9 protein-coding genes are annotated in these 11,788 nt (G+C 42.0%); 1 reads left to right on the forward strand and 8 read right to left on the reverse strand.

Translation table 11 applies throughout. The features are described 5' to 3' along the window. Positions 1-26 precede the first annotated feature (26 nt). The 8 genes from EZ444_RS11200 to EZ444_RS11235 all read right to left on the reverse strand — a co-directional run bounded on the left by EZ444_RS11200 (position 27) and on the right by EZ444_RS11235 (position 10,806). On the reverse strand, positions 27-1,160 hold the full coding sequence (locus EZ444_RS11200) for a TlpA disulfide reductase family protein (RefSeq protein ID WP_225874697.1): 1,134 nt from the start codon (positions 1,158-1,160) through the stop codon (positions 27-29). 40 nt (positions 1,161-1,200) lie between these two features. Continuing rightward, the gene (locus EZ444_RS11205; protein WP_131608836.1) at positions 1,201-2,337 is read right to left on the reverse strand and encodes a TlpA disulfide reductase family protein; all 1,137 of its coding nucleotides are present in this window, start codon (positions 2,335-2,337) and stop codon (positions 1,201-1,203) included. A 32-nt stretch (positions 2,338-2,369) separates the two neighbouring features. Continuing rightward, positions 2,370-3,341, reverse strand: a complete 972-nt coding sequence (locus EZ444_RS11210; protein ID WP_131608837.1) for a discoidin domain-containing protein — start codon at positions 3,339-3,341, stop codon at positions 2,370-2,372. 15 nt (positions 3,342-3,356) lie between these two features. Next, positions 3,357-4,736, reverse strand: coding sequence for a RagB/SusD family nutrient uptake outer membrane protein (locus EZ444_RS11215; protein ID WP_131608838.1), 1,380 nt, complete (start codon positions 4,734-4,736; stop codon positions 3,357-3,359). Between the two features lie 11 nt (positions 4,737-4,747). Then, on the reverse strand, positions 4,748-8,296 hold the full coding sequence (locus EZ444_RS11220; RefSeq protein WP_225874698.1) for a SusC/RagA family TonB-linked outer membrane protein: 3,549 nt from the start codon (positions 8,294-8,296) through the stop codon (positions 4,748-4,750). A 364-nt stretch (positions 8,297-8,660) separates the two neighbouring features. Continuing rightward, the gene (locus EZ444_RS11225) at positions 8,661-9,836 is read right to left on the reverse strand and encodes a FecR family protein (RefSeq protein ID WP_131608840.1); all 1,176 of its coding nucleotides are present in this window, start codon (positions 9,834-9,836) and stop codon (positions 8,661-8,663) included. A 76-nt stretch (positions 9,837-9,912) separates the two neighbouring features. After that, complete coding sequence (locus EZ444_RS11230) at positions 9,913-10,491, reverse strand: RNA polymerase sigma factor (RefSeq protein WP_131608841.1); 579 nt, start codon at positions 10,489-10,491, stop codon at positions 9,913-9,915. An 81-nt stretch (positions 10,492-10,572) separates the two neighbouring features. Beyond that, positions 10,573-10,806, reverse strand: coding sequence for a hypothetical protein (locus EZ444_RS11235; RefSeq protein ID WP_131608842.1), 234 nt, complete (start codon positions 10,804-10,806; stop codon positions 10,573-10,575). A 366-nt stretch (positions 10,807-11,172) separates the two neighbouring features. Between EZ444_RS11235 and EZ444_RS11240 the strand changes: the two genes are divergently transcribed. Beyond that, positions 11,173-11,754: an RNA polymerase sigma factor gene (locus tag EZ444_RS11240; RefSeq protein ID WP_131608843.1), complete on the forward strand. Its 582-nt coding sequence runs from the start codon at positions 11,173-11,175 to the stop codon at positions 11,752-11,754. Positions 11,755-11,788 lie beyond the last annotated feature (34 nt).

Below are 11,788 nucleotides of genomic sequence, written 5' to 3' on the forward strand. Positions count from 1 at the left end.
TCATTACAAACTCTTCATTTTGGTTTTTATTTTATAAAAGCCGCAATTTTCTGGTCTACATCCTCTCCTCTTAAGTTCTTCGCTACAATAATTCCTTCCGGATTAATCAGGAAGTTCTGTGGTATGGCACTAATACCGTATTTTACCGCAATCTCTGTATTAAACCCTTTAAGGTCGCTCACCTGGATCCATGGCATACCATCATGCTTCACCGCATTCAGCCAGGCCGCCTTGGTTTCATCCAGAGAAATACCTACAATTTCAAAACCTTTAGATTTCAACTGGGTATAGGCTTTTAACAAATGTGGATTCTCTGCGCGACATGGCACACACCAACTTGCCCAGAAGTCAACCAATACATATTTGCCTCTCAATGATGATAATTTAAACGCATTGCCCTTATCGTCTGTTTGTGTAAAATCTATTGCTTTTCCAATGGATATTTGCTTTGCCTTGTCATATTTAGCTGTTAACCTTTGTCCTGTAAAACTAGCCAACACCTTTGGGCTAAGTATCTTGTAATAAGGCTCAAAAGTCGTAGGGTCAATAACAGCTGTCTTATTTTCGCTAATGAGGTCGATTGTTACATAGGAATCGGGGTGGCTGAAAATAAAGGAATCCAAAGCTGCTTCTATTTTAGCATGTACAGGTCTTGCTTCTGCCTGGATGGTTTTAATTGCCACGGTATCTTTTACTTTAGCATAGTAAACTTTGGTAAAGCGCTGTGTGATATCCTTGAAATAGGTCAGCAATGCTGATGTTTTAGCCGTGTAGTCCAGAAAATCCTTCTGAGCCTGGCCTCCGGTAATGCTTGCATTGACCATACTGTCTGCCGCAACAACCTGGTACTTACCCTTCTCCAGGTAAAATTCTTTATAGTCCGATTGGCCACGTTTCCGCGTGGTGTCTTTTTTCAAAGGCACCAATGATAAGTAAGCTTTATTTGCAAAAGCTGTTGTACCGCTCAGCGCAAACTTACCATTTTTCACTACTGCGCTATCCTTTGCGTCTTTTCCTTCGCTGTTTTTGTAACTCAGCATCACCATCTTGTCTGCACCGGCTTTGGATAGTTTCCCGGCTATTTCAAATTTATCCTGTGCCATACAGAAACTGGCAGGCAATATCAAAAGTGCACCGATAATTGTTTTTATGTTCATCATTCTTTTATCATATTAATTTTTGAAGATTACTTCCGTCAGTCTATTTAATCAATTCCTTCAATTTCTCCGTCAATGCCTCACCCCTCAGATTTTTCCCGATAATCATTCCGTTCGGATCGATCAGCAGATTTTGAGGTACTGAATTGATACCATACATCACAGCTACCTCATTTTTCCAGCCTTTCAGGTCGCTCACTTGGATCCATGGCAATCCGTCTTTTTTAACCGCTTCCGCCCAGACTGCTTTACCACCCGGATAATCAAGCGATACGCCTACTATCTCAAAGTTCTTGCCTTTCAATTCGTTGTAAGCCTTTACTACATTCGGGTTTTCGGCCCTGCAAGGGCCGCACCAGCTTGCCCAGAAATCAACCAATACATATTTGCCTCTTAAAGAAGACAGTGTAAATGGATTACCATTCAGGTCATTCTGCGTAAAATCGGTTGCTTTGGCACCGGTCTGGCGTCTCTTCCCAATTTCCAATTTCTCTATAGTGCGTTTACCAAGCGGAGAAGTTTTTAAACTGGCCGAAAACCGGTTAAATAAGGGCTCCTCCTTTGCAGGATCAAATTTACTGTCAAGCACATACATATTAAACGTATAAAGCCCCATAAAAGAGTTTAAATGGTCTTTTGCAAACTTCAGATTGATATCCTTATTCGTAGCCACCAATTTTTGTATGCTATCTCCAGCCATTTTACGTTCTTCTGAGGATTTTACATAAGCTCCATCAGCAGATTTTTTCCCGAATTCGTTTTGCAGTTTTACGATTTTAGCGGTAACGGGTTTGATCATTGCCTCCCTTTCCCGGTTTTCTCTGTCGGATATAGAGCCAGTGATGGTTGCATTTTCGACAGCATCGTTACCAACAATTGAAATATTGGAGTTTTCAATAAAAAACCCCTGCGAATCCCGTTGGTTCCCCGCATCCGGGGCACCCTTACGCCGAACTGCTATAATTGCACCCTGCGGTTCCTCTACACTTCCTGTAAAGCGAAACTTTCCTTCTTTGATATCAGCAGAATCGATTTCCTTCCATGCATTGTTTTTCAAAAGAACCAGGTAAGCTTTGGCCGGACTTTTTACAGCGGGCAGTTGACCTGAAATGGTGTAGCTTTTTTGAGCTGCTACCACAAAAGGCAGCAGCATCAAAATTGAAAATATTGATTTTTTCATTTTTAATTATATATATAACGAGTTGCCATAGTTTAATTCAACAACAAAATCCCGCCCACAAAACATATGTTGTAAGTGATTGTCGCTGAGGCTACATATGGATTTGCAGCCAAAACGGTGAAGCGTAAATACCTGGCCGTAGTTAATGAAGGGAAATTTATAGTGTGCACTCTTGCGGTATTGTTGACATTTATCGCATATGTACCTTTATCTACCCAGGTTATGTTATCTAAACTCGTTTCCACTTTAGCAGAAGTTGTCTGGGCTCCATTGGCAGCGGTTAAACCTGTCGGGAAGAAATAGTCTAATCCAGAAAAGGTAACGTTCCTTGCAAAATCAATATTCACCCATTGCGGCAACGGCACGGTATTGGAACTTGCCCAGAAGGTTGTCCCTGTAGCCGCATCCACTGCTCTGAGCGCTGTATTAGCTCCAAATACGGAAGACGCGGTGGCTCCGAGGGTGAACCCCGTATGGCTCACATACCGTGGTTCTTTTGTGTTAAAAACATAATAAACAACTTTACGTGTCTTTGGATCCTGCGGTATACCATCTATAGATGCGATAGTCAACGGAAGCACATAGGTAGTGAAAGGCTGTAACGTTGTCTGAAAACTAAGATTTAGTACTGCGGCTTCGGAAAGGTTTGTCCCGGCAGCGATGGCTACCGTTGGTTTATAATAAAGATAACTTCTAGTTGGAAGTAAAAGAGCATTACCGCCATACTTCAGCCTATAGTCAACAATCTTAGTCGTATCGGCGGCAAAAGTAACATAATGAACATCCGATGCCGTAGTGCCTTGAAGTGCGGCTTTCATTTCCACGCTCACCACCGACACACTTCTGATGTCATAATCTCTCGCCACAACATCTGTTGACGCCGGCACATCAAAAGTTACACTACCTTCTGGTAAGGGTTCGCTGCCGGTTTTGTCTTTTTTGCAAGCCATAAGCAATAGCACTACCGTGCATATTGCCAATAAATTTAATTTGTATGTCTTCATCTCTTAATTTTATAGTTATGGATTTTGGGGCATATCCGGGTTAAAGGCCGTCACCTGAATGGGTATTTGCAGCGTGTATCTAGGGCTGTGTGGCTCAAGTGTGGCAAGAACTGTGTTCTGCGCATTGGTGCGGGTTACTGCTGACATCCTGTTTTCCATGTCAAATCTCCGCATATCAAACCAGCGTAGGCTATGGAAAGGCAATTCACGCCTTCTTTCTGCCAGTACTTCAGTAAATACAGCATCCAGACTGGTTGAAACGAAATCTCTGCTCTCAACTGGTGTGCCCGTAAGTCTTTTCCTGCGCACCTGATTCAGGTGGCTGAGCGCCGTAGACAGGCTATTGGGAGCAGTACTGCGCGCAGCACATTCAGCCGCGATTAAGTACATTTCCTGCACAGTTGTACCGGAATTGGTTAGCTGGAAAGTTGGTGTAACCGCAGCTGCGTAAAACGCAGTCACCCCTCTTGCGGTACTGGTCCAGCTTGAATATAAGATTGTCCTCCTTGCGTCGTTACTGGCGAACGAACCTTTTAAATCTAAGGCTATCGGGATACCAGCGGCAGCATATCCCTTGCCGTAAATCGCGTCCGGATGAGACACTACATTCAGCGTGGCGGGAAAGGAAGCAGGAGTGGTATAATCAATCATGGTGGCACGGGTATTGGCCAGCGCAAGCTCAGCATAACGCAGCGCTTCACTATATTCCCTTCTGTATAAATAAACGCGTGCCAGCACGCTGTATGCGGCAGCTTTAGAGCCACGAAACCTTGCAGTGCTGTTGTCAGCAGGAAGGTTCGGGATAGCGGCATTGATATCATCCAGGATGTGTTTATAAATTTCAGCTGTCGTAGTTCTTGGCGGAGCTTTCTGACTTACATTGTCTGAAGTTACAAAGGGCACAGCCAAATCGGTGGCTGCGGTTGCCGCGTCGTAGGGCCTGGCATATTCATTTACCAGGTAAAAATACGAAAACGCACGGCCAAGTAAGGCTTCCGCCTTAAGGCTGTTCTTCTGTGATGCGGTCCCCCCTTCAGCAGCGTCAATACCTAACAACACCGTATTGTACAGACTAATACGTTTATAATGGTCAGCCCATAAATGGGCGGTTGCTGCCGCGTCATTTGTAAACTGCGGGGCCCAGGTATAAACGAAGTCAGTAAGCGTAATTGGCGGAGTATTAACGCCTAGGTAATCTATATTATCCGTCATATAATCCAAATAAGGACTACTAATTTCAGTTGTGAATGTTTGTGCGTTTAACCAAAGGTCAAAGTCATTCGTTGTTTTCAGCAACTGCTTGCCCTTTGGTTCAACATCCAGATATTTATCGCAACCGCTGAAAATCATGCAGCATAGAAGCAATTGGGCGGCTATATATTTAAATTTCTTCATCAGTGTAAATTTTAAAAATTAGTGAACAAACCAAGCGTATACGTAGGGGTTAAATACGATTTGGCATAGCTTCCCGTAGCCATACTAAAGTTATAGCGGTTAAATCCGACAGAGTACAAGTTTGAAGCCTGGGCTTTGATCTCAAAGTTCTTAAAGCCGGCCTTTTTTATGAAATTAACATCATTTAAGCGGTACGAAACTGTCACATCACCTAGCGTCATGTAATCACCGCTAACCACATAGTTGCTATTGTAACGGTACGCCAATCCCGGAGCAAAGCTATTCAGGTCAGTTAAGTTTGGAATATCTGTTTTCGCCTCATCACCGGCAACCCTCCAAAAGTTATTTGACCCTAGCAAAGGTCTGGTCTCTGCCGGTGTAGGTCTTGGCACCCGTACTTTAAAACCACCATAATAGTTGATCATCGCGAAGAAATAAAAATCGCCTACATCAACCCGGTTACTTAGTCCACCGCTAATAGTCGGAATGGTTGTTCCCGAATACTGTACCAGTCCTGAATTCTTATCCGACATCGCGGTAACTAAAGGCGTTCCAGTCGTACTGGTGTTTACAACATATGACGCCCCGTTCTGATCGTAAATAATCGGATGACCTTCATTATTGAGTCCACGTGTATCATAGGAAAACATAGCACCTACCGGATAACCACTTACATAACCCAGTAAATCAAGAATCTGCGGATCATAGCGTCCCGTTCTATACACATCAAGTACCTTGCTGTTATTTTTGGCGACCACAATACCTGTATTCCAGTTAAAGTTTTTAGTGGATATCCAATCTGTTTTCAGGCTAAACTCTAAACCATTATTTCTGATGGTGGCATAATTAACCAAAGCGGAGCTTGCGCCAAGCGTCGGGTCAATACTGGAATTACCCATCACATCGGTTGTTTTTTTGGTGTAATATTCAAGACTACCAGTGATATTTTTGAAGATATCATAATCAAGCCCAAAGTTTAAGTTTTCAGTCTGTTCCCACCGAAGGCCTGTATTGGCATTCGAGAATAAGACCAGCGATGGAAGTGTAGGTGTATTCTGTGTATTGTTCTGTGCCTGGGCGATTACCTGCGGAAGCGAAAGCTTGGCTACATTTCCATTAAATCCGTAAGCAGCGCGTAGTTTCAACTGGTGAAGCCAGTTGATATCATTCATAAAATCTTCCTTATGAATGTTCCAGGCTGCACCTAATGACCATAGTGGTTTGTACTTATATTTCGGATCACTACCAAAAAGGTTTGATTGGTCAATGCGGATACTTCCTGATAAGGAATAGGTATCTTTAAAGGAATAGACAATATTAGAAAAAGCCGATACATAACGGTCGTCATCATAGGTCTGGTTAAATAATGTATTCAAAGCCTCAAGTGGATTAGAAGTAACTAAGGTGCCTCTAACTCCCGTTACACCGTTAATTATAGAAGCGTAATCTACAGGCTGATGCAGCAAACTCTGATCATTATAACCAAAATATGAGGCTAAATTACTTTTATTTAATACGCGGCGCATTTCAGCACCTGCTATACCATTTAGGGAATGGTTACCAATTCTTTTATTATAATTTAATTGCGTCCGTGCGGTATAACCAGTTGAACTGGTATTCTGCTGACGCAGGAAATCCCCGTCAGGAAGATTCCTTTTGAATACCAATGAAGGGTTAGCGGTAGTAGGCGTAACCGTGTAGGTATTAACCATGGCGTTCACTTCATTCGAACCCTGGGCGGCCAGGTGCCTGAACTCTGTACAGGACGTTTCATATACCCCGCCGAACAACAGGTTAAATCCTTTTCCAATGTTATAGTTAAAATTGGCAATGGTCTTGTAATTCAGCGTCCGCGTTTTATTGCTTACTTTATTCGCTTCAATTAGTGAGTAATAATTTTGGTCTAAAAAGCCTTGCGACAGCAGTACATTATTATATACCGGTGCGTAGCTTTTTGAAATGATTGCGGCAGGGTTACCGTTTACATCTTCATAGCGTTCATAGCCAGCAAACTCAGCAGCCCCCGGTATCGGAGCACTGTTAGCACGATTTTCCTGGTATTCTGTGATCAGTTCCAAGCTCAGTCGTTTCGCCAGTTTAAGGGTAGTTCGGCCTGTCAGTTGAAATCTATTGTTGTCATTCAGGATCGCGTTATTACGGTTCCCCGTATAATTTGCCGTGATGTAATATAGTGCGTCTGGCACGCCACCTGAAATGTTCAAGGTATTTGTCTGCGAAACTGCCGTTCTTTGGAATAAGCGACTGTAATCCTCAAGATTGTCATAGTTAGCCAGTTCCGCAAAAGAGCTTTCCGCCTGTGCAGGTGTAATAATGCCGGCGACAAGCTGAGCCTGGATATAGTAAGGGATAGAACGACCTATATTACCTCCTGTTATTGGTCCTGGCGCAAATAAGGCATTCCAGCTGGATGGATTAACAATTAACGCTTGTCTTTCACGTGTATAACTGGCATTGATGCCCGACGCCTCCGGATCCCAACGGTAGCGGCTGTAATTTTCTTCTGGTGTAAGGCCCAATGTGCTCCTGAAATTGAACTGTGCGGCACCGGGCGTGGCTTGCTTACGCTCAATGATGATCACACCATTAGATGCCCTCACTCCGTATACCGTAGCAGAGGCGGCGTCTTTAAGAATCGTCACCGATTTGATTTCATTCGGATCTATCATATCCAGTGTCAGTTCTGTCGGGTAACCATCCACTACAATTAACGGACTTTGGTTAGCCGACATCGTAGAAATACCCCGGATATTGAACAAAGGCCTGGTAGTTTCTCCAACGCCAGGAGTAGTACTGGTAAACTGTACGCTGTTATTAATCATCAATCCCGGCAACCTGTTTACCAAACCATCAAGGAAATTGGAACTTACCCTGGACTCATACTCTTTGGTACCGATCTGCGCAACAGCGCCCGTACTCTGTTCAGGCTTAATCCGCTGGTATCCTGTGTTTACCGTTACCGCTACTTCCTCCAGGTTTCCGATGGCAACTTCCATACGGATAGTTCCAAGTTCTTTAGCTGCAGGCACTTCTTTGGTTGTGTACCCGGTATAACTAATAACAACTGTCACATCCTCCTCCACATTTTGCAGCAGGAACGTTCCATCTGTACCGGTCCTTACCCCTTGTCTTCGTCCCTTAACACTCACCGTGGCACCTGGTAAAGGATTGCCCGTTACCGAATCAACTATTCGACCACGCACATCGATATTTACAAAAACGGCGCGCAGGTTATCTATAAAAGAAGGCTTAGCGGCTTCTATGACAATGAATTTGTCCTTTACAGAATAAGTAAGATCCTGATCGCGGAACAGCACCCTCAGGGCTTCTTCCAGTTGAACATTCTTCAGGTTTACGGTTACTTTTTTCGCATTTCCAACCTCTTTCGAGTTAAACACAAAGTCGTAGCCGGTTTGTAATCTTATTTTATTAATTATATTTCCAAGAGAGGCGCCTGTTTCATTTAAAGTTACTCGTTGGGCATACCCAACAGCACTTGCCTGAATCAAAAAGGTGGTCATTAGTACTATGATTAACTTCATAATCAATAGGAGTTTGGCTGGCAGCCACTTAAACGGCTTACCACAGTTTAAAGCATTGTTATCCATACTTCGTCATTGCTTTGTATTCAAACTAAAGGGTCGACGACAGACCATCAATATTGCTTTGTTGCACAATATTGCCTAAGTTTGAATTGGTTTGAGTTGATAAATGATTGTACACAAATAATTGTTCTTCCTGATTTTTTTTCAGGAATGGTTGCTCAAACTTCTGCCGGAAAGTGTTGGTAGCACTTTTCGGCTTTTTATTAAAAGCTACCGTTTCTCTTGTAATCTTAATAGCGTAGCATTTCTTTCATAATTCGGTTCTTTAGTTTTTATTAATATGATTGATTTAGGTTGATGTTTATTTTGTAACTGTTATTGTTCTACCTTCTACTTTAAAGCGTACGCTTCCTGTGGTCTGCATACGTTCCAGTACAGAAGATATATTCCTTGTTCTCGACACCGCACCACTAAAAATCTCGTATTTTGGTGCGTCGGCCATGTATACAACATCTACCTCATACCAGCGGGACAATTCGCGCATAATGCTTTCTAATGTCCTGTCCGTAAACACGATATTTCCATTTTTCCAGGCCACGGCTTCCTCCAGATCAACTTTCTCCACCCTAATATTTCCGTTATTTATAGCTTGTTCTCCTGGTTTTAAGATGTATGAAAAAGCAGTTGAAGCACTTTTAGTACCAGCAACAACAACACGTACGCTACCCTCCAGTAATGTGGTTTTGGTGGCTGCCTCATCGCTATAACTATTGATATTAAAGTGCGTGCCGAGCACAGTTACTTCCTGCTTGTCTGTAGCTACAATAAAAGGAATAGGCTCCGATTTAGACTGATCGCCTTTAGCTTTTGCGCGATGGCTTTTTGCTACTTCAAAATAGGCTTCACCCTTTAATAATACTTTACGTTCAGGTCCAGAAAATTTTGAGGGGAAAGAAAGCTTAGAATCCGCATTCAACCAAACATGGGTGCCGTCTGGGAGCGTTACCTGATAAGTACCACCACGTGGGGTGCTTGCGGTAAGCATTTGAGCTTGGGCTGCTGAAGCAGCTACTTCCGTTCCATCATTGTACTTCAAACCTTCCTCAGCAATTACCACTCCTATTTTTGACTCACTCAATGTGATCACCTTTCCATTTGCAAGTGTGAGCATTGCCGTATTTTTCCCTGGAAGAATATCCTTAGCAGAAACGAAGGGGTTTTCTGAACTAATACCGGAATATTGTGAATTATATAACCAAATCCCCAACGTAATTAGTGCAAGTACAGCTGCAACCCCACCTATACGATACCACAACCTCCTCACCGTCATTTTATTTACGGACTTGGGTTTGCCGATATGCAATGCTAATTCTGCACTAATTCTTTCATCAGTTCTTTCAAAAGCCTTTTGATCGGGCAATATCGTACTCATCTCCAAATCAATTAGAAACCATTGCTCCACAAGTCTACACTCTTCCTGGCTTGCTAAACCCTGACGATATCTAGAGATCAATTCTTTTGCTTTAAAACTATCCATATTAAGATGGGAATATAGTCCCCCTTATATACATGTAGGTTAAGTCAGTAAAACTCCCAGATGAAATGAAAAAAAATTATGGTTGAGCTAAAAACAAGAGAATCGCAAACATGCCAAGCTTTATTTTTAAAAGTTTTAGCGCATTATTAACCTGATTATGAGCCGTTTTTTCGGTAATATTTAAGCGTTCACTAATTTCTTTATAGGACAGATTTTCTTTATGACTCATTAAGAAAACTTTTCGCATCTTCTCTGGGAGTTGTGCAATTTGTTGTTCTATAAAAGCCATCAACTCATTTTCAGCAACCTGATTGTCGGTAATCCATTCGCCTTCATCAATAAATAACTGGAAAGAAGCCGCATAATCAGCTCTTACTTTCTGTTTGTCTATCCAATCAAAAAATCTGTATCTGAGTGCTGTGAATAGATAGGCCACAATACTACCCTTTAGGTCGACTACCGCTCTCCTATCCCATAGAGAAATCAATACCTCCTGTACCAAATCACCTGCAAGATCTTCATCCTTTACCAGCCTCAGCGCATAAATAAACAATTCCTTTTTGTGTCGGTTATAAATCTCCGTAAATGCAATACCGTCCCCCTCCTTTAACAAGGCCGTCAATTCCTGATCGGTATAAGCACCATAAGCAGCCATGAAATGAGTTCCTTGTTTAGGTTACTGAAAATTTTCATGTAAACATATAGAGGAAATCTCAAACGCCTTGTAAAAACTTAATTATTTTTTTGGTTTACATTTGATGAACTTCACATCTTCGTCAGAAGCGGCTACTACATTTAAACTATCCCCCGGTACAAGAAATTGTACATTTTCGAACGTTAGTTTTCTTACACCAAGTAAACTGATTTTGGAATCTTTTGTCTCAATGATAGCATTTTTTACGGAAAAACCATTTATATCCGCTGCGGTAAACAACTTATCTGATTTAACATCTACCTGCTCTATTCGCACATCCCTTAATGGGCTTTACAATTAAAAGGCAATGATACTTATTTCCCTAAATATATTGATGCTCTATGGCCCATAATGACTAAACAGGTATTGAATAAGATGTACGCTTCAGATGGAAATGAGGAATCGTCTTTTCCAGTGCAATGATTCTGCTGGGTGTTTTTAGCTGTAGTCCGGCGTAGTTATTTTAGTATTTACCTTTTTCTCTAAAACACTTATTTTCTGTTAAAAAAAGCCATACAAGTTACTGTATGCATGTTTTATGAATAAATAACTGAGTAATTACATTAGAAACCCGGTTTTTTAATTTGAACTTGTATAAGTTTGTAAATATTCATAAAGTAAGATGGAGCTAAACACAGGGCAATGAGTGCTAGCAGGATATATACTGATCAAGAATTGATGGCTTTACTGAAGGCCGGAAATGAAATGGCCTATGCAATAATCTATAAAAGATATTGGGCTGTCTTGTATCGCCACGCCCGAAGGATGCTCCACGATGAACAGGAATCTGAAGATGTTACGCAGGAGGTGTTTTTTTCGCTTTGGAATAAAAGTAGCACACTGCATCTGGAAACTTCTTTATCTGCTTACCTCTACAAAGCTGTAAGGAATAGAGTTTTTGATAAGTTAGACCGTGACAAGGTTAAAGCCAGATACATGAGCTCATTGGGTAAATTTATTGAAGAAGGTGAACCACAAACTGATTACCTGATCAGAGAAAGGCAGTTAAAAGAACTGATTGAGCAGGAAATCACCGCCCTGCCAGAGGCCATGCGGGTGGTTTTCGATCTTAGTCGGAATGCACACCTATCGTACCAGGAAATAGCCAATACGCTCAATACTACCGAAGGAGCTGTTCGGAACCACATGAGCCGTGCATTAAAGCTATTGCGGTCAAAGTTGGGCCCTACTATTGTCATTATGATGATTTTTAATCGCTGGTAAGCATCAGGTTAAACCTGCGTTAGAAAAATATTAT

The organism is Pedobacter hiemivivus (genome assembly GCF_004331685.1).
Taxonomy (GTDB): domain Bacteria; phylum Bacteroidota; class Bacteroidia; order Sphingobacteriales; family Sphingobacteriaceae; genus Pedobacter; species Pedobacter hiemivivus.

Excerpts from the sequence above, each read along its gene's own strand:
- EZ444_RS11200 (WP_225874697.1), bottom strand. The coding sequence starts at position 1,160 with ATGATGAACATAAAAACAATTATCGGTGCACTTTTGATATTGCCTGCC.
- EZ444_RS11205 (WP_131608836.1), bottom strand. The coding sequence starts at position 2,337 with ATGAAAAAATCAATATTTTCAATTTTGATGCTGCTGCCTTTTGTGGTA.
- EZ444_RS11225 (WP_131608840.1), bottom strand. The coding sequence starts at position 9,836 with ATGGATAGTTTTAAAGCAAAAGAATTGATCTCTAGATATCGTCAGGGT.
- EZ444_RS11230 (WP_131608841.1), bottom strand. The coding sequence starts at position 10,491 with ATGGCTGCTTATGGTGCTTATACCGATCAGGAATTGACGGCCTTGTTA.
- EZ444_RS11240 (WP_131608843.1), top strand. The coding sequence starts at position 11,173 with ATGAGTGCTAGCAGGATATATACTGATCAAGAATTGATGGCTTTACTG.
- EZ444_RS11220 (WP_225874698.1), bottom strand. The coding sequence starts at position 8,296 with ATGAAGTTAATCATAGTACTAATGACCACCTTTTTGATTCAGGCAAGT.
- EZ444_RS11210 (WP_131608837.1), bottom strand. The coding sequence starts at position 3,341 with ATGAAGACATACAAATTAAATTTATTGGCAATATGCACGGTAGTGCTA.
- EZ444_RS11215 (WP_131608838.1), bottom strand. The coding sequence starts at position 4,736 with ATGAAGAAATTTAAATATATAGCCGCCCAATTGCTTCTATGCTGCATG.